19 protein-coding genes are annotated in these 21,637 nt (G+C 70.6%); 5 read left to right on the forward strand and 14 right to left on the reverse strand.

What is annotated here, in order from left to right; translation table 11 throughout:
* The first annotated feature begins 16 nt into the window (after positions 1-16).
* The 3 genes from EL338_RS14705 to EL338_RS14715 are packed head-to-tail and all read left to right on the forward strand — an operon-like array spanning position 17 to position 2,781.
* Positions 17-886: an ABC transporter permease gene (locus tag EL338_RS14705; protein WP_126334431.1), complete on the forward strand. Its 870-nt coding sequence runs from the start codon at positions 17-19 to the stop codon at positions 884-886.
* Between the two features lie 30 nt (positions 887-916).
* Positions 917-1,951: an ABC transporter substrate-binding protein gene (locus EL338_RS14710; RefSeq protein WP_126334432.1), complete on the forward strand. Its 1,035-nt coding sequence runs from the start codon at positions 917-919 to the stop codon at positions 1,949-1,951.
* 17 nt (positions 1,952-1,968) lie between these two features.
* Positions 1,969-2,781 carry an ABC transporter ATP-binding protein gene (locus tag EL338_RS14715; RefSeq protein WP_126334433.1) on the forward strand — a complete coding sequence of 271 codons (813 nt, stop codon included), beginning with the start codon at positions 1,969-1,971 and terminating at the stop codon, positions 2,779-2,781.
* Between the two features lie 28 nt (positions 2,782-2,809).
* Here the strand turns inward: EL338_RS14715 and EL338_RS14720 are convergent, their stop codons facing one another.
* The 7 genes from EL338_RS14720 to rimP form a co-directional block, all read right to left on the reverse strand.
* Entirely contained in the window at positions 2,810-4,123 is a 1,314-nt protein-coding gene (locus tag EL338_RS14720) for an MATE family efflux transporter (RefSeq protein ID WP_163792179.1), read from the reverse strand.
* Complete coding sequence (locus EL338_RS14725; RefSeq protein ID WP_126334434.1) at positions 4,107-5,120, reverse strand: DHH family phosphoesterase; 1,014 nt, start codon at positions 5,118-5,120, stop codon at positions 4,107-4,109. The genes EL338_RS14720 and EL338_RS14725 overlap by 17 nt, the downstream gene beginning before the upstream one ends.
* The gene (gene rbfA / locus EL338_RS14730; RefSeq protein WP_126334435.1) at positions 5,095-5,595 is read right to left on the reverse strand and encodes a 30S ribosome-binding factor RbfA; all 501 of its coding nucleotides are present in this window, start codon (positions 5,593-5,595) and stop codon (positions 5,095-5,097) included. Before rbfA ends, EL338_RS14725 begins: the two co-directional genes overlap by 26 nt.
* 5 nt (positions 5,596-5,600) lie before the next feature.
* Positions 5,601-8,354 (reverse strand): translation initiation factor IF-2, encoded by a 2,754-nt coding sequence (gene infB, locus EL338_RS14735; protein WP_126334436.1) that lies wholly within the window; start codon positions 8,352-8,354, stop codon positions 5,601-5,603.
* Positions 8,355-8,455: 101 nt separating this feature from the next.
* Positions 8,456-8,815, reverse strand: a complete 360-nt coding sequence (locus tag EL338_RS14740) for a YlxR family protein (RefSeq protein ID WP_308213140.1) — start codon at positions 8,813-8,815, stop codon at positions 8,456-8,458.
* A gap of 59 nt (positions 8,816-8,874) precedes the next feature.
* Complete coding sequence (nusA, locus tag EL338_RS14745) at positions 8,875-9,918, reverse strand: transcription termination factor NusA (protein WP_126334437.1); 1,044 nt, start codon at positions 9,916-9,918, stop codon at positions 8,875-8,877.
* The gene (gene rimP, locus EL338_RS14750) at positions 9,918-10,457 is read right to left on the reverse strand and encodes a ribosome maturation factor RimP (RefSeq protein ID WP_235666150.1); all 540 of its coding nucleotides are present in this window, start codon (positions 10,455-10,457) and stop codon (positions 9,918-9,920) included. The genes nusA and rimP overlap by 1 nt, the downstream gene beginning before the upstream one ends.
* 143 nt (positions 10,458-10,600) lie before the next feature.
* Between rimP and EL338_RS14755 the strand changes: the two genes are divergently transcribed.
* Both EL338_RS14755 and EL338_RS14760 read left to right on the forward strand, forming a co-directional pair.
* Positions 10,601-11,122 (forward strand): hypothetical protein, encoded by a 522-nt coding sequence (locus EL338_RS14755; protein ID WP_126336872.1) that lies wholly within the window; start codon positions 10,601-10,603, stop codon positions 11,120-11,122.
* Positions 11,119-11,592 (forward strand): ferritin-like domain-containing protein, encoded by a 474-nt coding sequence (locus EL338_RS14760; protein WP_126334439.1) that lies wholly within the window; start codon positions 11,119-11,121, stop codon positions 11,590-11,592. The genes EL338_RS14755 and EL338_RS14760 overlap by 4 nt, the downstream gene beginning before the upstream one ends.
* 4 nt (positions 11,593-11,596) lie before the next feature.
* Here EL338_RS14760 and EL338_RS14765 read toward each other — a convergent pair whose 3' ends face one another.
* The 7 genes from EL338_RS14765 to mqo form a co-directional block, all read right to left on the reverse strand.
* Positions 11,597-13,339, reverse strand: a complete 1,743-nt coding sequence (locus EL338_RS14765; protein ID WP_126334440.1) for a proline--tRNA ligase — start codon at positions 13,337-13,339, stop codon at positions 11,597-11,599.
* A gap of 29 nt (positions 13,340-13,368) precedes the next feature.
* A complete protein-coding gene (locus EL338_RS14770) occupies positions 13,369-14,937 on the reverse strand; it encodes an MFS transporter (RefSeq protein WP_126334441.1) in 1,569 nt (522 codons plus the stop codon).
* Between the two features lie 83 nt (positions 14,938-15,020).
* Entirely contained in the window at positions 15,021-16,271 is a 1,251-nt protein-coding gene (gene cobA, locus EL338_RS14775; protein ID WP_126334442.1) for a uroporphyrinogen-III C-methyltransferase, read from the reverse strand.
* Positions 16,268-17,653 carry a cobyrinic acid a,c-diamide synthase CobB gene (locus tag EL338_RS14780; RefSeq protein WP_126334443.1) on the reverse strand — a complete coding sequence of 462 codons (1,386 nt, stop codon included), beginning with the start codon at positions 17,651-17,653 and terminating at the stop codon, positions 16,268-16,270. The genes cobA and EL338_RS14780 overlap by 4 nt, the downstream gene beginning before the upstream one ends.
* A gap of 12 nt (positions 17,654-17,665) precedes the next feature.
* Positions 17,666-19,522: a magnesium chelatase subunit D family protein gene (locus EL338_RS14785; RefSeq protein ID WP_235666152.1), complete on the reverse strand. Its 1,857-nt coding sequence runs from the start codon at positions 19,520-19,522 to the stop codon at positions 17,666-17,668.
* Positions 19,494-19,976 carry a GNAT family N-acetyltransferase gene (locus EL338_RS14790; protein WP_126336873.1) on the reverse strand — a complete coding sequence of 161 codons (483 nt, stop codon included), beginning with the start codon at positions 19,974-19,976 and terminating at the stop codon, positions 19,494-19,496. Before EL338_RS14790 ends, EL338_RS14785 begins: the two co-directional genes overlap by 29 nt.
* Positions 19,977-19,978: 2 nt before the next feature.
* Positions 19,979-21,451, reverse strand: a complete 1,473-nt coding sequence (gene mqo / locus EL338_RS14795; RefSeq protein ID WP_372940116.1) for a malate dehydrogenase (quinone) — start codon at positions 21,449-21,451, stop codon at positions 19,979-19,981.
* Positions 21,452-21,637 lie beyond the last annotated feature (186 nt).

The following is a 21,637-nucleotide window of genomic DNA, read 5'->3' on the forward strand; positions in this document are numbered from 1 at the left end:
CCTTGAGGACATCCCCATGGCGGCAACCACTTCGGCCCGCGCCCGCAAACCGGACGCCGGATCGGCCTCCACGCGCACCCGACCACCCGCGCGAAAGATCTTCTCCCCGCGCAGCACCGCGGCCTCTGTCTGGCGTCCCCTGGCGCTCGTCGTCGCGCTCTTGGCCGGCTGGTGGGCAGTCACCGCGGCGGACCTGGTCGCGCCCTACATCCTCCCGTCGCCCGCCGATACCTGGAGTGCCGCCGCCGACAACGCGGCCTACCTGGTGCAACACACCTGGGTGACCACCTGGGAGACTCTGGTCGGCTTCGTGATCGCGACCGTCCTGGGCGTGCTCATGGCGGTGGTGATGGTGTACTCGGCCAACCTGGAGAAGACGGTCTATCCGCTCATCCTCTTCGCGCAGGTCATCCCCAAGATCGCCGTGGCGCCGCTGTTCATCGTGTGGCTGGGTTTCGGACCATCGCCGAAGATCCTGGTCGCCGTGCTGATGGCGTTCTTCCCGATCGTGATCTCCGGGCTGGCCGGCATGCGCTCGGTCGATCCGGAGATCCTCGAGCTCACGTCGACGATGGGCGCCAGCCGGTTCAAGACCTTCGCGAAGATCCGACTGCCCGCGTCCTTGCCCCAGCTGATGTCCGGCCTGAAGGTGGCCGCCACCCTTGCGGTCACCGGCGCCGTCGTCGGCGAGTTTGTCGGGGCCAACGAAGGTTTGGGTTACGTCATTCTGCAGGCGAACGGAAATATCGACACGGCAATGCTTTTCGCGGCGTTGATCATCATGTCGGCACTCGGCATCGTCCTGTTCGCGATCATCGAGATCGCCGAGAAATTGCTCATCCCCTGGCACTCGTCACGCCGCGTGGTCAATTCGGCCACCGCCTGACCATCGATCCCACCGAATAGGAGCTTCGCCATGTCCGTCAACCGAACCCACATCGCCGTCGCCGCGGCCACGGCCACGGCCGCCATGCTGGCCCTCGCCGGCTGCGGCAGCAGCACCGAAGATGCCCCTGCCGCAGACGGTTCAGCCTCGTCGTCCACGCTGATGCTGAACTGGTACCCGTACGGTGAGCACGCCCCGTTCTACTACGGCGTCCAGGAGGGCATCTTCGCCGAGCACGGCATCGACCTCCAGATCGACGCCGGCCAAGGCTCCACCAAGACCGCCCAGGCCGTGGGCACCTCGAAGGTGGACTTCGGCTGGGCCGACGCACCGGCAGTCCTGAGCAACATCGACAAGGGTGTCGACATCAAGAGCACCGGGGTCTTCCTGCAGACCACACCGTCGGCCGTGCAGGTGTTCGCCGACTCCGGCATCGAGACCCCGCAGGACCTCGTCGGCCGGACCATCGCGGTATCGGCCGGTGACGCCCCCACCACCACCTTCCCGATCTATCTCGACAAGGTCGACGTGCCCGCCGACGCGGTCACCCAACAGAGCCTGGACGCGGCCGGCAAGATGTCCGCCTTGATGTCCGGCCGGGTCGACGGCCTGATCGGCTTCTCCCACGATCAGGGACCGACCATCGCCGACAAGAGCGGACGCGCCGTGCATTATCTGCGCTATTCCGATGCCGGCCTGAACTTCTTCAGCAACGGCCTGATCGCGCACACCGCCACCATCTCCGACGAGCCCGAGTTGGTGCAGGCGATGGTCGACGCCACCAGCGAGGCGTTCGCCGCCGCCGTCGCCGACCCAGAGGCCGCGGTGGAGGCGATGGTGGGCAAGGACCCGCAGATGCCGCCGCGTGAGGTGTTGTTGGAGCAGTGGCAGCAGACCATTCCGTTGTTGTCCACTCCGGCCACCGCCGACCTGCCCCCCGGCGCCAACTCGGCGGAGGACTGGACCACCACCATCAGCACGCTGACCGAGGCCGGACTCTTGGAGTCGGCCAAGGAGCCCGGTGCATACTGGGAATCGTCGTTCGCCCCCAAGACCGATCAGTAGACAGAGAGGGCAACGACATGACCGCTGCGACACTGTCCCCACCGGAAACCGCCGTGACCGAAAACGCCATCGCGATCGACGATCTGACCGTCACTTTCTCCTCCAAGCGCGGCACCGTGACCGCGCTGCAGGACATCGACCTGCGGGTCGCCGACGGTGAGTTCGTCTCCATCGCGGGCCCGTCGGGCTGCGGAAAATCGACGCTGCTCAAGGTCATCGCCGGGCTCACGGCATCCACCGCCGGCGATGTGCGGCTGCGCGGAAAACCAGTCCAGGGGCCGCAACGAGGGATCGGTTACGTATTCCAGCGCGCCGCGCTCCTGGAGTGGCGTTCCGTGCGCAAGAACGTGCTGTTGCAGGCGGAGATGCGCGGCATGCCCCGCAAGGCCGCCCAGCAGCGCTGCGATTACCTGCTGGAGATGACCGGACTCACTGGATTCGAAAGCGCCCTACCCCACGAGTTGTCCGGCGGTATGCAGCAACGCGTTTCGCTGTGTCGCGCGCTGCTCCACGAACCCGGGGTCCTGCTGATGGACGAGCCGTTCGGTGCGCTGGACGCTCTCACCAGAGAGAAGATGAACGTCGAGTTGCATCGCATCTGGCGCGAGACCGGCACCACGGTGGTGTTGGTGACCCACTCGGTGGCCGAGGCCGTATATCTGGCCAACCGCGTCGTGGTGATGAGCCCCCGGCCCGGCCGCATCGTCGAGATCCAGGACGTCGACCTCCCGGCGGAGCGCGCTTACGGGGAGACAATGGAGCGGCCCGAATTCATCCGGGTGGCCAACCGAGTGCGCGATCTGCTCGGCAGCCCCACCGCCGCGGATTGACCCTTCGCGCGCGGGCCGATCCCCCGCTCTAGACCGCCCAGCGGCCCGACAGCGTCCGCGCGCCGACGAACACCAGTCGCAGCACCATGAACGTCGACAGCCCGGCCCAGATCCCCCACAGGCCCCAGTCGAACACCAGCGACAACCAGATCAGCGGCAGGAAGCCCAGCAGCGCACTGGCCAGGGTGGCGTTGCGCATGAACTTCGCGTCCCCGGCGCCCAGCAGTACCCCGTCGAGCGCGAAAACCACACCGGCGACCGGCAATTGGGCCACCAGGAACCACCACGGCACCCCGATGCTGTCCAGCACGGCCTGATCGGTGGTGAACACCTTGGGGAACACCGAAGAGCCAGCGGCCATCACCAGGGCCAGGCCCACCGCGGCCGCGGTGGAGAACAGCGTCACCCGGCCAGCGACGGCCTTGGCGTGCGCGGCGCGCCCCCCGCCCAACGCCGCGCCCACCAGCGCCTGCGCGGCGATCGCCAGCGAATCCAGCGCCAGCGACAGGAAGCTCCACAGCTGCAGCACCACCTGGTGCGCGGCCACTGCCGCCGCGCCGAACCGCGCGGCGACGGCGGCCGCGGAGACGAAGCAGGCCTGGAACGCCAACGAGCGCAACAGCAGATCACGGCCCATCACCGCCTGGGAGCGCAGCACATCCGGATTGGGCCGCAGCGGCACCCGCTCGACCAGCAACGCGCGGCAGAACAGCGCCGCGGCCAGCCACTGACCGCACACGTTGGCCACCGCGGACCCGGCCAACTCCAGCCGCGGCATCCCCAGCCAGCCGTAGACCAGCAGCGGGCACAGCACCGCCGAGAGCCCGAAGCCGATGATGACGTACCGCAGCGGGCGCACGGTGTCCTGCACGCCGCGCATCCAGCCGTTGCCGGCCAGCGAGATCAGGATGGCCGGGGCGCCCAGGATGGCGATCCGCAGCCACGGCAGCGCGGCGTCGGCGATGTCCTCGGCGCCGGCGATCACGGTCACGATGGGGGCCGCGAAAGCCTGCACCACGGCGATGATCAGCAATCCCACGCCGACGGCGAGCCAGGTGGCCTGAACGCCCTCGCCGAGGGCGGCCGTCCGGTCGCCGGCACCGTAGTGCCGGGCCGAGCGCGCGGTGGTGCCGTAGGACAGGAACGTGCCCTGCGAGGCGACCAGCGCCAGGATCAGTCCGCCGATGGCCAGACCGGCCAGGGCGAGCGCACCGAGGCGGCCCACCACCGCGATGTCGAACAACAGGTACAGCGGCTCGGCGGCCAGCACGCCCAGGGCGGGCAGCGCCAGTCCGGCGATGGTACGACTCGAGGGCGCTTCCGGATCACCCGAGGGCGACACGCAACTCCTCGACCACCTCGGCAACCGGACCGTTCGTCGAATAGCCGGCGGCAAAGTGATGCCCGCCACCACCGAAACCCGTTGCCAGCGTGGTCAAGTCGTAGGCCTTGGCGCGCAACGACACCGACCAGTGCTCCGGTTCGATCTCCTTGAACACCGCCGAGACCTCGGCCTGCTGCGCGGTGCGCACGATGTCGACGATGCTCTCGACTTCCTCGGGCCGCGCATCCGACCATTCGTGGTGCGCGACGACGGCATACACCATCCCGCGGCCGTCCAGCGCGTCCGGGATCAGCTGCGCCGACGACAGCACCCGCGACAGCATCGGCAGCCACGAGAACGGGTGGGTGTCGAGCAGCGTGCGGCTGATCGAGGCGTTGTCGACGCCGAGTTCGACCAGCCGAGCCGCCAGCCGATGCGCCCGCGCGCTGGCCCAGCGGAACGATCCGGTGTCGGTGATCAGGCCCGCGTACAGGCAGTGCGCCACGAACTTGTCGATCGGCTTGCCCCAGGCATCCAGCAACTCGGCGATCAGCAGCGTCGTCGAATCCGCCGACGGGTCCACGTAGTTCACGCTGCCGAAGAGGTGGTTGGAGGCGTGGTGATCGATGACGAGCACCTCGGGCCGGGAGCCGTCGGAGTCCGGGCCCAGCAACACCTGCAGCCCCCCGAGCCGGCTCACGCTCGGGATGTCGACCGTGACCACCAGATCAGGGTGCGGATCCACCTGGTCCGGGCGCGCCAGCAGGTGACCGCCGGGCAGGCTCTGCAGCGACTCGGGCAGCAGCGCCGGCGCGGCGAAGCTCACCGTCACCAGCTTGCCGGCCTGCTCGAGCACCTGGGCCAGGGCCAGGCCCGCCCCAATGGTGTCAGCGTCGGGATAGACATGCGCGACGATGACGACACTGCGGGCACGCGACAGCGCGTCGGCGGCCCCGTGCGCGTCGACGCGGGCGCCTACTGGTGCGGTCTCAGTCGTCGGTTCGATCGCCGTCACCGGTGTCCTCGGAGTCGGTATGTTGGGCCCCCTCGTTGCCCTCCACCCCAGTGACACGGTACGGGTCGGCCTCCCCCGCCGGCTTGGCACCCTCGCGAACCCGCGCCAGGTCGGCATCCGCCGCCCGGGCCCGGGCCAGCAGCTCCTCCATCCGATGCGCCGCATCGGGCACGGTGTCGCGCTCGAAGGTCAGTGTCGGGGTGTACCGAACCCCCGTCCCCGCACCGACTTTCGTGCGCAGTACGCCCTTGGCGCGCTCCAGTGCGGCCGCCGCCCCGACGTAGTCGGGTTCCTCGTCGAGGTTGCGGCCCAGCACCGTGTAGTACAGCGTGGCGTCGTGCAGATCACCGGTGACCTTGGCATCGGTGATCGTCACGCCCGCCAGCCGCGGATCCTTGATCTCGTACTCGATCGCCGAGGCGACGATCGTCGAGATCCGCTTGGCCAGCCGTTTGGCCCGTGCCGGATCTGCCATCTGCTCTACCCGCGGTCCTTCTCGACCAGCTCGTAGGTCTCGATGACGTCGCCTTCCTTGATGTCGTTGTAGGTCAACGTCAGACCGCACTCGTAGCCCTCGCGGACCTCGGTGGCGTCGTCCTTCTCGCGCTTGAGCGAGGACACCGTCAGGTTCTCGGCGACCACGACGTTGTCACGCAGCAACCGCGCCTTGGCGTTGCGCCGCATGATGCCCGAGGTGACCAGGCAGCCGGCGATGTTGCCGACCTTCGACGACCGGAAGATGGCCCGGATCTCGGCGCGGCCGAGTTCCTTCTCCTCGTAGATCGGCTTGAGCATGCCCTTGAGCGCGCTCTGGATCTCGTCGATGGCCTGGTAGATCACCGAGTAGTAGCGGATGTCCACACCGTCGCGGTTGGCCAACTCGGTGGCCTTGCCCTCGGCGCGCACGTTGAAGCCGATGATGATCGCATCCGAGGCCGACGCCAGGTTGACGTTGGTCTCGGTGACCCCACCGACGCCGCGGTCGATGACGCGCAGTTCCACCTCGTCGTCGATCTCGATGCCCAGCAGCGCCTCTTCCAGCGCCTCGACGGTGCCGGAGTTGTCGCCCTTCAGGATCAGGTTGAGCTGGCTGGTTTCCTTCAGCGCCGCATCCAGATCGTCCAGGCTGATCCGCTTGCGCGAGCGCGCGGCCAACGCGTTGCGCTTGCGCGCGCTGCGCCGGTCGGCGATCTGGCGGGCGATCCGGTCCTCGTCGACCACCAGCAGGTTGTCGCCGGCACCCGGCACCGAGGTGAACCCGACGACCTGCACGGGCCGCGACGGCGACGCCTCTTCGACGTCGTCGCCGTGCTCGTCGATCATCCGGCGCACACGCCCGTAGGCGTCGCCGGCGACGATCGAGTCGCCGACCCGCAGGGTGCCGCGCTGGATGAGCACGGTGGCCACCGGGCCGCGACCGCGGTCCAGGTGCGCCTCGATCGCCACACCCTGGGCCTCCATGTCGGGGTTGGCCCGCAGGTCCAGGGCGGCGTCGGCCGTCAGCAGGACCGCCTCGAGCAGGTTCTCGATGTTGGTGCCCTGCTTGGCGGAGATGTCGACGAACATGGTCTCGCCGCCGAAGTCCTCGGCCACCAGGTTGTACTCGGTGAGCTGCGAACGGATCTTGGTCGGGTCGGCGCCCTCCTTGTCGATCTTGTTGACCGCCACCACGATCGGCACGTCGGCCGCCTGCGCGTGGTTGATCGCCTCCACCGTCTGCGGCATGACGCCGTCGTCGGCGGCGACCACCAGGATCGCGATGTCGGTGGCCTTGGCGCCGCGGGCGCGCATGGCGGTGAACGCCTCGTGACCCGGGGTGTCGATGAAGGTGATCGGACGATCGGCGCCCTCGTGCTCGACGGTGACCTGGTAGGCACCGATGTGCTGGGTGATGCCGCCGGCCTCGCCCTCGCCGACGTTCTCCTTGCGGATGGTGTCGAGCAGGCGGGTCTTGCCGTGGTCGACGTGACCCATGACCGTGACCACGGGCGGACGGGACTCGAGGTCCTCCTCGCCGCCCTCGTCCTCGCCGTAGGTGAGGTCGAAGGATTCCAGCAGTTCGCGGTCCTCGTCCTCCGGCGAAACGACCTGGACCTTGAAGTTCATCTCGCTGCCGAGCAACTCCAGGGTGTCGTCGCCGACGGACTGCGTGGCGGTGACCATCTCACCGAGGTTGAACAGCGCCTGCACCAGCGCGGCCGGGTTGGCGTCGATCTTCTCGGCGAAGTCGGACAGGGAAGCTCCGCGGGCCAGCCGGATGGTCTCGCCGTTGCCGTGCGGCAACCGCACGCCACCGACGACCGGCGCCTGCATCGAGTCGTATTCCTGACGCTTCTGCCGCTTCGACTTGCGACCGCGTCGGGGCGCACCGCCGGGCCGACCGAACGCACCCGCGGCACCGCCGCGCTGACCGGGGCGACCGCCGCCACCGGGACGACCCCGGAAGCCACCGGCCGCCGCACCGGCGCCACCTGCACCGGGGCCGCCGCCGCGGTAGTTACCGCCGCCGCCACCGCCGGGACGACCGCCCTGACCTGGGCCGGGACGCGGACCGCCACCGGGCCGCGGGCCCGGACGCGGGCCACCGCGGCCGGGGGCACCGGTGGCGGGGCGGGGCGGCATGTTGCCCGGCGTGATGCCGGGACGCACGGCGCCGGGGCCGGGCCGCGGACCGCCGGGTCCGGGGCCGGGCCGCGGGCCCTGGGGACGCGGGGCCGGGCGTTCGACCGGCTGCTGCGTCGAGAACGGGTTGTTGCCCACGCGCGGCGGACGCGGCATACCCGGCTTGGGACCGGGGGTCGCGGGCCGAGGCGGCGCGGGGGTGGCTCCGGGGGTCGGGGCGGCCGGGGCTTGCGCGGCCGCGGCCGGCGGGGTCGCCGCCGCGGGCGGGGTGGCCGCCGGAGGCGGGGTCGGAGCCGCGGGTTTGGGGGCTCCCGGCTTGGGGCCGCCGGGCTTGGGGCCGGGGGTCGCCGGCGCCGCCGCGGCCGGAGCCGCCGGAGCCGGGGCCGGGGCGGCCTTCGCCGGGGCTTTTGCGGGTGCCGGGGCGGACTTCTGCGGCGCCTTCTCGGCCGCCTTGCCGCCCCCGAACGATTCCCGGAGTCGACGCGCGACGGGTGCTTCCACCGTCGACGACGCCGATTTCACGAATTCGCCCTGCTCACTCAGGCGAGCGAGGACTTCCTTGCTGGTGACACCGAGTTCCTTAGCCAACTCGTGCACGCGGGCCTTTGCCACTACTTCTCCTCATCTGGAGGCGGCAGCGGTGGTCGGCCGACGCCTCGGTTCTAGCTATGACGCATGGTCATCGGGACTTCACGGTGTGCTCATGTTCTTCGCTACCTGTTCTTCTCACCGAGGTCATCGGGTGCTTCGATGTGCTCGAAGTACTCGACCACCGCGGACGTGTCCGGTGGACCGGTGATACGCAGTGCTCGTGCAAAGGCTCGCCGTCGAAGCGATTCCTGCAGGCACTGCGGATCGGGATGCAACCACGCACCCCGACCAGGAAGATTACCTGCCGTGTCAACAATGACGGCGACGCCATGCTGGCGTTGGTCATCATTGTCGAGCTCGGCCACTACCCGAACCAGATCGACGGCCAGCTCTCGCTTCCGGCACCCGACACACGTCCGCACCGGACCGGCGGTACGGCGATGCTTCCGTGTGATGAGGACCGAATTCTCGCGCTGGATCACGGCTCAGTCTACCGTTACCGCAACAGTGCCCTGAACCAGCGTCGCTTGCGGTTCGCCGGCTAACCCTCGCGCGCCGCACCGCGCGCGGAATCGGGACGTTCGGCCTCCTCAGCAGGGATTTCGGCGTCGCTGCGGATATCGATGCGCCAGCCGGTGAGCCGGGCGGCCAACCGCGCGTTCTGCCCCTCCTTGCCGATGGCCAGCGACAATTGGAAGTCGGGCACCACGACGCGGGCCGCGCGGGTGTTGGGGTCGATGATCGACACCGAGACCACCTTGGCCGGCGACAACGCGTTGGCCACGAACCGCGCCGGGTCCTCGTCGTAGTCGATGATGTCGATCTTCTCGCCGGACAGCTCGCTCATCACGTTGCGCACCCGCTGCCCCATGGGCCCGATGCACGCGCCCTTGGCGTTGAGCCCCGACACGCGGGAGGTCACCGCGATCTTGGACCGGTGGCCGGCCTCCCGCGCGACGGCGACGATGTCGACCGAGCCGTCGGCGATCTCGGGCACCTCCAGCGAGAACAGCTTGCGCACCAGGTTGGGGTGGGTGCGCGAGAGCCGGATCTGGGGTTCGCGCGCGCCCCGCGTCACACCGAGCACGAAGCAGCGCAGCCGGTCGCCGTGCTCGTAGGACTCGCCCGGCACCTGCTCCGACGACGGGATGACGCCCTCGGAGTACTTGGTCTCGCTGCCCATCCGCAGCACCACCTCGCCGCGGGCGTTGGCGCGCGCATCGCGCTGGATGACCCCGGCGACGATGTCGCCCTCGCGGGCCGAGAACTCGCCGTAGATCTTCTCGTTCTCGGCATCCCGGAAGCGCTGCAGCATGACCTGCCGGGCCGTGGTCGCCGCGACCCGGCCGAACCCGTCGGGGGTGTCGTCCCACTCGCTGATGACGCGACCCTCGTCGTCGTGCTCGCGCGCGATGACCTTGACCTCGCCCGTCTTGCGGTCGATGTCGATGCTCGCGTCGGGTTGATGCCCCTCGGTGTGCCGGTAGGCGGTCAGCAGCGCCGACTTGATGGTCTCGAGGAGTTCGCCCGCCGGAATTCCACGGTCCACTTCGATCGCGTGCAGTGCGGCCATGTCGATGTTCATTAATCGGCCCCTCTTCCGGTTTGGCCCACCAGCTCCAACTCTCGTTTGCTCGGTGAGGAAAAGTCCACCTGGACAACGGCTTTGGCAATGTCGTCAAGTTTGATCTGGCGCAGCTCGAAGTCCGAGCGGGCGCGGACCACCACCGTGAGCACGCCGTCGTCCACCTCGGCGACGCGGCCCACCAGCGCGGAGCCCTCGGCCAGCGTCAGTTCGACCTTGCGGCCGTGCGCGCGGCGGAAGTGTTTCGGGGCGGTCAGCGGGCGGTCGACGCCGGGCGAGGTCACCTCCAGGATGTAGGGCACGCTCGCCTCGGTCACGGGGTCGAGCAGTTCCGAAGCAGCCCGGGACAACTCGGCGACGGTGTCCAGATTCAGGGGCGTGTCGCCGTCGGCCACCACGACGATCTTGGGCGGCCGGGCCGCGGCGTCGACGACGACGTCCTCGACCTCGTAGCCCGCGCGTTCGAATTCCGCACCGAGGAGATCGATTACCTGCGACGGCGCGGGTAGCCCCCCGGTCGATCCGGTGCGCTGCGTCACGGCAAGGCTCCTCATCTTGAGTTGTGCGGCCAGCAGTCGCGGCTGCCCGCGACACCAATGCCCCACGATACGCCAGGATTCGCCGACCCTTGACCGGATCGGGCGGCCGCCTCCGCCCGGGCCCGCGCCGCGGTGATGGCAGGATGTGGTGCGTGCGCAGGCGTGACGTGTTGGTGGGCGCCGGCCGCGGAGTTCTCGGCCTGGCGCTGATCGCGGCGACCGCCGGGACCGCGACGGCGTGCGGCGCCGAGCGGGAACCCGAGGTCGATCCGCTGCAGAAACCCCAGGAGATGGCCCAGGCGGACGCCGAGTTGGCCCGCGCCGCGGCGACCGCTGCGGAACCCGCCCTGGCGCCGGCGCTGACCCAGATCGCCGCCGAGCGCGCCCAGCACGCCGAGGCGCTGGCCGACGAGATCGCCCGCACGGCCGGCCACGCCGGCCCGACCACGACAACTTCCGCCACCGCCGCCCCGGACGCCACGGCGGCGCCGACGCCCGCGCCCACGGTCGCCGAGGTCGTCGACGCGTTGCGCGTCTCGGCGGAGGAGGCCACCCGGGTGGCCGCGGACCTGTCGGGTTATCGCGCGGGCCTGCTGGCCTCGATCGCCGCGGCCTGCACCGCCTCGGTCACCGTCACCCTGCCGACCCCGGGAGGGGCCTCATGACCTCGCCGGTCAATTCGCCGGAACCGCAGCGGCCGACCGAACCGCCCGCGGCGGCCCTGTTCGACGCCCTGGTGACCGCACACGCCACCGTCTACGGCTACGGGATCGTGTCGGCGCGCTCCACCCCGGAGGACAACTACCTGGTGGCCAAGGCCATCGGCGCGCACCGCGAACACCGCGAGGCGCTGCTGGACATGCTGGCGCGCCGATCGGTGGACCCGCCGCTGGTGGCCGCGGGCTATCAGCTCCCCATGGCGGTCGACGGGCCGATCGACGCCGCCAACCTGGCCGTGCGCATGGAGAACGACGCCGCCGTGGCGTGGCGGGCCGTGGTCGAGCAGACCGACGACCACGACGAGCGCGCCTACGCGGTCTCGGCGCTGACCCAGTGCGCGGTCAACGCCGCTTTCTGGAAGCAGACGCTGAAGATCTGGCCGGTGACGACGGCGTTCCCCGGCGGCACCGAATAGCGCGTCAGGCCAGCGCCGCGGCGATCGCGGCGGCCGCACCGTCGACGGCGATCTGCTGGGTCTCGCCGCTGAACCGGTTGCGCAGTTCCACCGCGCCCTCGGACCAGCCGCGGCCGACCACCACGATCCAGGGCACGCCGATCAGCTCGGCGTCCTTGAACTTCACCCCGGGTGAGGCGGTCCGGTCGTCGAGCAGCACGTCCAGGCCCAGCCCGTCGAGTTCGGCGGCCAGCTCGCCGGCCCCGGTGCGCGCGGCGGCGTCCTTGTTGGCGATCACCAGGTGCACGTCGAACGGGGCGACGCTGCTGGGCCAGCGCAGGCCCAGCTCGTCGTGGTGCTGTTCGGCCAGCACGGCGACCATCCGGGAGACCCCGATGCCGTAGGAGCCCATCGTCAGGCGCACCGGCTTGCCGTTCTCGCCGAGCACATCGGCGGAGAACGCATCGGCGTACTTGCGGCCGAGCTGGAAGATGTGGCCGATCTCGATGCCGCGGGCGCTGACCAGGGCCCCCGCGCCGTCCGGGGAGGGGTCCCCGTCGCGTACGTCGGCGGCCTCGATGGTGCCGTCCGGGGTGAAGTCGCGCCCGGCCACCAGGTCGACCACGTGCTTGCCGGGGGCGTCGGCGCCGGTGATCCACGCGGTGCCGTCGACGATGCGCGGATCCACCAGGTAGCGAACACCGTTGTCCAACAACGCCTTCGGTCCGATGTAGCCCTTCACCAGGAACGGGTACCGGCCGAAGTCCTCGTCGGCGAGCATCGCGTGCTCGGCCGGCTCCAGCGCGGCCGCCAGGCGCTTGTCGTCGACCTCGCGGTCCCCGGGCACACCGACGGCCAGCAGTTCCCAGTCGCCGCCGGGTTGGCGCACCTTGAGCAGCACGTTCTTCAGCGTGTCGGCGGCGGTGACCTCGCGGCCCAGGCCGGCGGTGTTGGCCCAGTCGACCAGCGTCGCGATCGTCGGGGTATCGCCGGTGTCGTGGACGACCGGCGCGGGCAAACCCTCGAACGGGATCGGCGCCGGCGGCGTGGTCACCACGGCCTCGACGTTGGCGGCGTAGCCGGATTCCAGGCAGCGCACGAAGGTGTCCTCGCCCACCTCGCTCTCGGCGAGGAACTCCTCCGAGGCGCTGCCGCCCATGGCCCCCGACACCGCCGAGACGATCACGTAGCGCACGTCCAGGCGGTCGAAGATGCGCTGATAGGCCGCGCGGTGCGCGTCGTAGGCCCGCTGGAGCCCGTCGTCGTCGACGTCGAACGAGTACGAGTCCTTCATGACGAACTCGCGGCCGCGCAGGATTCCGGCCCGCGGGCGGGCCTCGTCGCGGTACTTGGTCTGGATCTGGAACAGGATCAGCGGGAAGTCCTTGTAGGAGCTGTACTCCCCCTTCACCGTCAGGGTGAACAGTTCCTCGTGGGTGGGCCCCAGCAGGTAGTCGTTGCGGCGCCGGTCCTGCAGCCGGAACAGGGTGTCGCCGTACTCGGTCCACCGGTTCGTCGTCTCATAGGGCGCGCGCGGCAGCAGCGCGGGAAACAGGATCTCCTGCCCGCCGATGGCGGCCATCTCGTCGCGCACCACCTGCTCGATGCGGCGCAACACCCGCAGCCCCAACGGCAGCCAGCTGTACAGCCCGGGCCCGATGGGCCGGACGTAGCCGGCTCGGATGAGCAGCTTGTGGCTGGGGACTTCGGCATCGGCGGGGTCGTCTCGAAGCGTCCGCACGAACAGCTCCGACATACGGGTGATCACAGCGGGCCAGCTTACTGAGTGCGCCGGGGCTAGAGCTCCCCGGCGTCGAGGGCGTCCTTGACCTCCTGCGCGTGGGCGACCTGCTTGGCGGTGTAGCCGATGAACAGCGCGGCCGCGCCGACCAGCACGGCGACGGCGGCCACCCACAGCAGGCCGTAGGTGTAGCCGGTGTCCAGCGCCGCCAACTGCGCGTCGTTCATGTTCTTCACCGGGCCGGTGGTACCGCCCAGGTACAGCGTGCGGGAGGTGATGACGGCCTGGATGATGGCCAGCACCATCGGACCGCCCAGGTTCTGCAGCATCAGCGCGATGGCCGAGACCGGACCGATCTGGTCGAATCCGACGCCGGCGATCGCCGACAGCATCAGCGGGACCACGATCATGCCGATGCCGATGCCGCCGACGGTGATGGGCACCACCAGGTTCGGGAAGTACGGGATCCCGGCGTTGAGCGTCGAGCCGTACAGCATGGCCCCCAGCACGATGACGCCGCCGGCGATGACCAGCACGCGCGGCGGGAACATCCGCACCAGCTGCGACGAGGCGCCCAGGCCGATACCCATGCCGATCACGAACGGGATGAAGCCGATACCGGCCCGCAGCGCGCTGTAGCCCAGGATGTCCTGCACGTACAGGCCGATGAGCACGGTCAGCGTGAACAGCACGCCGCCGGCCATGAAGATCGCGCCGAAGGTGGCCAGCCGGTTGCGGTCCTTGAACAGCTCGAAGGGCACGACGGGGTTAACCGCCGAGCGCTCGACGATGACGAACGCCACGAAGAAGACCAGCGCCGCCAGCCCCGAGCCGATGGTGATCGGGGTGATCCAGCCGTGCTCGGGTCCGCTGGAGAAGCCGAACACCGCCGCGGTACAGCCCAGCGTGGCCAGCAGCGCACCGGCCGCGTCGAGCTTCATCCGCTCGCGCTGGGTCTCGCGCAGCGTGGTGTGCGCCAGGTAGATGACCAGCAGGCCGATCGGCACGTTGACCAGGAAGGCCAGCCGCCAGGACACCTCGGTCAGCGCGCCGCCGACCACCAGGCCCAGGACCGAGCCGATGCCGGTCATGGCCGCGAACACCGCGGTGGCCGCGTTGCGGGCCGGTCCCTTCGGGAAGGTGGTGGCCACCAGCGCCAGGCCGGTGGGGCTGGCGATCGCCGCGCCGACACCCTGCAGCAGCCGCGCGACCACCAGCGTGGCCTCGTCCCAGGCGATGCCGCACAGGATGGAGGCGATGGTGAACAGCGCGACGCCGACGATGAAGGTGCGCTTGCGCCCGATCGTGTCGCCGAGTCGGCCGCCGAGCAGCATCAGACCGCCGAAGGTCAGCACGTAGGCCGTGATCACCCAGCTGCGGCCGGCATCGGAGAGCGCGAGCTCGTCCTGGATCTGCGGCAGCGCGACGATGGCGATGGTGCTGTCCATGGTGGCCAGCAGCTGCATGCCACCGATGGCGATCACCGCGTAGATGAACCGACGCGACGGCAGCCAGGTCGGCAGGGACTTTCCGGTCCGCTCGAGGGCCGAACCCACCCGCGCCGGGAGCGCGCGACCTTCAGCCTTGGCAGACTCCGCACGCTCTGCATCGTTGAGAGCCGTCATAATCGGCTACCCTACAGTAATATTAAGAGCAGTTTAAGCTCGCGCGTTCGGGGTGACACCGAACTGAGACCTCCGCGGGCCGCTCAGAATGCCGTGTCAGACGCCGAGTTCGATGCCGCGTCCGCCGCCTCCGGAACCCCCACGACCTGCCCGATGACGATGATCGCCGGCGGCCGGATGGCCTCTGCCCGAACGGTTTCGGCAATCTTGTCCAGCCGGGCGCGCACCACCCGCTCGGCCGAGGTGGTGCCGTGTTGGATCGCGATCACCGGGGTGTCCGCGGCCCGACCGCCGCGCAGCAGCGCCTCGGCGAACAGTTCGATCCGCTCGACGCCCATCAGCAGCACGATGGTGCCGGACATCGCCGCCAGCGCCGGCCAGTTCACCAGCGAATCGGGGTGATCGGGCGCCAGATGGCCGCTGACCACCACAAACTCGTGGTTGACGCCCCGATGGGTGACGGGCACGCCCGCCATCGCGGGCACCCCGATGGCGCTGGTGACGCCGGGAACGACTGTGACCGGGATCCCAGCCTCGGTGCAGGCGATGACTTCCTCATAGCCGCGCGCGAAGACGAACGGATCCCCGCCCTTGAAGCGGACCACGAAGTTGCCGGCGCGGGCCCGGCTGATCAGCAACTCGTTGATGGCGTCCTGGGCCATCGCCCGGCCGTACGGGATCTTCGCCGCGTCGATCACCTCGACGTGCGCGGGCAGTTCGGCCAGCAGTTCGGCCGGTGCCAAGCGGTCGGCGACCACCACGTCGGCGTGGGCCAGCAGCCGCCGTCCCCGCACCGTGACCAGTTCGGGGTCGCCGGGGCCGCCGCCGACGAGGGCGACCGTGCCCTTGCGCGCCGTCGGGCCCTCCGGGTCGTGGGCCTCGCCGATGACGCCGGCCTGCAGCGCCTCCCGGATGGCGGTGCGGATGGCCGCCGAGCGGCGGTGCTCCCCGCCGGCGAGCACCCCGACCGCCAGCCCGTCGTACTCGAAGGTGGCCGGGGTCAGCGCCGTGCCCTCGCGGGCGATGTCGGCCCGCACGCAGAAGATCTGTCGACGCTCGGCCTCGGCGACCACGGCCGCGTTGACCTCCGCGTCGTCGGTGGCGGCGATCACGTACCAGGCGTCGGCCAGGTCGCCGTCGCGGTAGTCGCGCAGGATCACCGTGGCGCCGGCCATCGCCTCGACGGCGGGGGTGGCGGCGCGGGCAATCACGTGCACGTCGGCGCCGCTGGACACCAGCAGGCCGAGGCGGCGCTGGGCTACCGTGCCGCCGCCGACCACCACGACCTTCTTGCCCGCGAGTCGCAGGCCGACGAGGTAGGCGTTATCGGTCACCCGCCGAGCTTAGACGCTGCGGCATGGGCCACGAAGCGACGCACCGCGGCCGGCTCCGCCACGGGATGGGTGTGCAGGTAGGACGCGTGCACGCCGCCGTGGACCGCGCCGTCGCGCACCGTGGCGCCGTCGGTGCCGCGATACATCCACGCCGCGGGGTACTCGGCATTGAATTCGACTGCGGTGCGGTGGAATTCATGGCCGGTCACGCGAGCCCCGGTGGCGTGCAGGACCGAGTCCGCGGCGGCGACCGCGTCGCGGTAACCCAGGGTCAGGCGCTCGGTGAACCGCGCCGAACCGTGCAGCACATCACACATTTGGTGCCCGTCGAGGTCGCTCATCAGGTAGGTCAGGCCCGCGCATTCGGCGTAGATCGGCCCGCGCGCGGCCAGTTCGGCCACCCCGCGGCGCAGCGCCTCGTTGGCGGACAGTTCGCCCGGGTACTGCTCCGGGAAGCCGCCGGGCAGCACCAGCGCAGCGGTGTGCGCCGGCAGCGCGTCGACGAGCGGATCGAACTCGGCGACGTGCGCGCCGGCCGCCCGCAGCAACTCGGCGTGTTCGGCGTAGGAGAAGGTGAACGCGCGCCCGGCGGCCACGGCCACCACGGGGTTGCCCGCCACCGGGTCGCAGATCGCGTCGGTGGCCCGCCACGGCTCGGTGGCCACCGAGGTTTCCGCGACCCGCAGCAGCGCGGCGAGGTCGACGTGGCGGCCGATCAGCTCGCCCATGGCCTGCACCGCGGCGCGCGCCTGCCCGCCGTGTTCGGTCGCGGTGACCAGGCCCAGATGCCGCGACGGCACCGCCAGCTCCGCCACCCGCGGGATCGCGCCGAGCACCGGGACGCCGGCCGCATCGCAGGCCTGGCGCAGCACCTGCTCGTGCCGGGCGCTGCCGACCCGGTTCAGGATCACCCCGGCGAGCCGGGTGCCGGGGTCGAACGTCGAGAAGCCGTGCAGCAGCGCCGCGATGCTGTGGCTCTGCCCGCGGGCGTCGACGACCAGGACCACCGGCGCCCCGAGCAGCCCGGCGACCTGTGCCGTGGATCCGGCCGCGGGCCCGGTGACGCCCGGCTCGATCCGGCCGTCGAACAGGCCCATCACGCCCTCGATGACCGCGATGTCGCAGCCCGTGGCGCCGTGGGCGTACAGCGGCGCGATCTGGGCGGGCGGCACCAGCACCGGATCCAGGTTGCGTCCCGGCCGGCCGGTGGCCAGCGCGTGGTAGCCGGGGTCGATGAAGTCCGGTCCGACCTTGAACCCCGCCACCCGGTGCCCGGCGCGCTTGAGCGCCGCCATCAATCCCGTTGCGACCGTGGTCTTTCCACTACCCGAGGCGGGAGCGGCGATCACCACCGCCGGCGCGGTGCGCGGAGTCTGCGGCATCGAATATCCGGATCAGGCGGCGTCGCGGACGACGTCGGTCAGGGTGTCGGCGCGCAACTGCTCGAGCCGCAGCACCGGCGCGTCCAGCGCGGTCGCCAACTCGGCCGCCAAACCCAGCCGCACGTAGGAGTTCTCGCAGTCGACCACCACCGCCGCGGCCCCCTCGGCCACCAGCCGGGCCGCGGCGATCCGGGTGCGGCCCAACGGGTCCGGCCCGCCGGTGGCGCGGCCGTCGGTCAGGACCACGACCAGGGGTCGCCGGGTGCGATCGCGGGCCTTCTCCCGGCGCACCACCTCCGCGGCGCGCAGCAGACCCTGCGCCAGCGGCGTCTTTCCGCCGGTGTCGAACCGGGCCAGGCGCCGCGAGGCGATGTAGGACGACGAGGTCGGCGGCAGCAGCACCCGGGCGTCGGCGCCGCGGAAGGTGATGACCGCGACCTTGTCCCGGCGCTGGTAGGCGTCGCGCAGCAGCGACTGGGCCGCGCCGCCGACCGCCGACATCCGGTCGCGGGCGGCCATCGAGCCCGAGGCGTCGACGACGAAGATCACCAGGTTGCCCTCGCGACCCTCCCGGATCGATTGCCGCACGTCGTCGACCGCGGGCCGGATCCGGCCCGGACCCGTCGACCGGGCGGCCGCGGCCAGCATGGTGGCGAACACGTGCAGGCCGTCGCCGCGGTCGGTCGGACTGACCCCGACCACCCCACCGGTGCGGTTGCGTGCGGTCGAGCGCCGTCCGGGCGCGCCCTCCCCCACCCCGGGCACGCGCAGCGCGCGGGTGCGGAAGACCGGCGCCGGCGGCGCACTGGGCTTGCTCGGCGGCGGGCCGGCCGCCGGTGACTCTCCTTGGGCCGGTGGCTGTTCGGAGTCCGCGCCGGGTTCGGGGCTGCCGCCGCCGGGCGGGTCCGGGTCCGGCTCGGGCTCGCTGTCTTCCAGCGCCTCGTCCAGGACGCCGGGGTCCAGACCGGGGTCGTCGAACGGGTCGCGTCGACGTCGGTGCGGCAACGCCAGTTCGGCGGCCACCCGGATGTCCTCCACCTCGACGGCATCGGCGCCCCGCCAGGCGGCGTGCGCGACCGCGGTGCGCGCCACCACCAGATCCGCGCGCATCCCGTCGACGTCGAAGGCCGCGCACAACGCCGCGATCCGGCGCAGGTCGTCGTCGGTGAGCGTGATCTGCGGCACCCGGGCCCGCGCGGCGGCGATCCGCTGGGCCACCTCGGTGTCGGCGGCGGCGAACCGCGCCGCGAATTCCTGCGGATCGGCCTCGTAGGCCAGCCGCGCGCGGATGACCTCGGTGCGCACGTCGACGTCGCGGGAGGCCCGCACGTCCACGGTCAGCCCGAAGCGGTCCAGCAGCTGTGGGCGCAGCTCGCCCTCCTCCGGGTTCATGGTGCCGATCAGGACGAAGCGCGCCTCGTAGGAGTGCGAGACGCCGTCGCGCTCGACATGGACCCGGCCCATCGCCGCGGCGTCGAGCAGCACGTCGACCAGGTGGTCGTGCAGCAGGTTCACCTCGTCGACGTAGAGCACGCCGCGATGCGCGCGCGAGAGCAGCCCCGGCGAGAACGCGTGTTCGCCGTCGCGCAGCACCTTCTGCAGGTCCAGCGATCCCACCACCCGGTCCTCGGTGGCCCCGATCGGCAGCTCCACCAACCGGGCGTCGTCGATCTGGGCCAGGATGTCGGCCAACGCGCGCACGGCCGTCGACTTCGCGGTGCCCTTCTCGCCGCGGATCAGCACCCCGCCGATCTCCGGGCGCACCGCGCACAACACGAGCGCCAACCGCAGTTGGTCGTGGCCGACGATCGCGCTGAATGGAAATGAACTGGTGATGTCGCTACCTCGCTTGTTCGACTCGGGCCACACCCGCCCGCAGCATCGGCACGTGCGGAATGCCATCCTCGACGAACTCCTCGCCGTCGGGCAGGAAGCCGTGCCGGGCGTAGAGCCCCTGCAGGTAGGTCTGGGCGTTGATCCGGCATGGGTAATCGCCGACCTCGGCCAGCGCGGCCTGCAGCAGCCGGGTGGTGTGGCCTTGCCCGCGGGCCTCGCGCTTGGTGCACACGCGCCCGATCCGGAAGGCCTTCTCCCCGCCCGCGTGTTCCTCGGTCAGGCGCAGATTGCAGACGACGGTGCCCGGTTCGGGCCCCTCGGCCTGTTCGAGCCAGAAGTGCCGCGTCTCGGCGAGCAGGTCACGGCCGTCGAGTTCCGGGTAGGGGCAGGCCTGTTCGACGACGAACACCTCGACCCGGAGCTTGAGCAGCTCGTACAGCGTGGGCGCGTCGAGATCCTTGGCCCAGACCCGCCGCGGCACCACCACCGTCACGACAAGGTCACCGGCTCGGGATCTCTTGCGGTCGAATCGGATTCGAGGCCCAGCACCTTGGTCCCCCACGCCCAGACCTCGTCGAACAGGGCCGGGTTGTCCGAGAGCGGCGTACCCAGGGACGGGATCATCTCCTTGAGCTTGCTCTGCCACGGGCCGGCGTAGCGATCGCCGAAGCAGCGCTGCATGACCTCGAGCATCGCGGGCACGGCCGTCGAGGCGCCCGGCGAGGCGCCCAGCAGACCGGCGATGCTGCCGTCGGCCGCCGAGAGCACCGTGGTGCCGAACTCGAGCGTGCCACCCTTACCCTTGGCCGGCTTGATCACCTGGACCCGCTGACCCGCGACCGACAGGTCCCAGTCGGAATCCACGGCGGTGGGCGCGAAGTCGCGCAGCATGTCGACGCGGTCGGCCTCCGACAGCAGCAGCTGGCTGAGCAGGTAGTTCACCAGGCTCATCTGGGTCAGCCCGACGCCCACCATCGAGGCGAGGTTGTTGGGCTTGATCGACAGCGGCAGGTCGGTGAAGTGCCCCTGCTTGAGGAACTTCGGGGACCAGCCCGCGAACGGTCCGAACAGCAGCCACTGCTTGCCGTTGATGAAGCGGGTGTCCAGGTGCGGGGCCGACATGGGCGGGGCACCCAGCGGCGGGAAGCCGTAGACCTTGGCCTGGTGCCCGGCCGTGACCGCGGGGTTGCTGGTGCGCAGGAACTGCCCGCCCACCGGGAACCCGCCGAAGCCCTTGGCCTCGGCGATCCCCGACTTCTGCAGCAGCGGCAGCGCGTCGCCGCCGGCGCCGACGAACACGAAGCGGGTCTCGATCTTGCGGTCGGCGCCGGTGCGACGGTTGCGCACCTTGACCGTCCAGCCGCCGTCGGAGCGCTTGGACAGGTTGCGGACCTCGTGGCCGAACAGCGCCGTGGTGCCGTTGGTGACGCCGTAGCCGATGAGTTGTTTGGACAGCGAACCGAAGTCGATGTCGGTGCCGTCGGTGGCCCAGTTCAGCGCGACCGGGTCGGAGAAGTCGCGGCCGGCGGCCATGTAGGGCAGCCGCCGGGCGAACTCGTCGGGCGTATCGATGAACTCCATGCCCGCGAACAGCGGGTTGTGCACCAGGGCCTCGCGGCGCCGACGCAGGTAGTCGATCCGCTCGGCGCCCTGCACAAAGCTCACGTGCGGGATCGGGTTGATGAAGCTGCGCGCGTCGGCGAGCACGCCGTTCTCGATGGCGTGCGCCCAGAATTGGCGCGACACCTGGAACTGCTCGTTGACCGTGACGGCCTTGGTGATGTCGATCGAGCCGTCGGCCTGCTCGGGGGTGTAGTTCAGCTCGCACAATGCGGAGTGACCGGTACCGGCGTTGTTCCAGGGGTCGCTGCTCTCGGCCGCGGCGCCGTCCAACCGCTCGATCAGCGTGATCGACCAGTCCGGCTCGACGAGACGCAGCAAAGCCCCCAGGGTGGCGCTCATGATGCCGGCGCCCACCAGCACTACGTCGGTTTTGGTTACGTTGGCGTCTGACACCGGATGTTGGTCCTTCGCGCTCGTGTCGTCGGTTGACCGAGGTACTTCGCGCGTCCCGGTCTCCTGTCTTCGATCTCAGGTTAGCCCGCCGCCCGGCCGATTAATCGGGCGAGTCAGGTGATCTGGCAGACA

This window comes from Mycolicibacterium chitae (assembly GCF_900637205.1).
In the GTDB taxonomy this organism is placed as follows: Bacteria; Actinomycetota; Actinomycetes; order Mycobacteriales; family Mycobacteriaceae; genus Mycobacterium; species Mycobacterium chitae.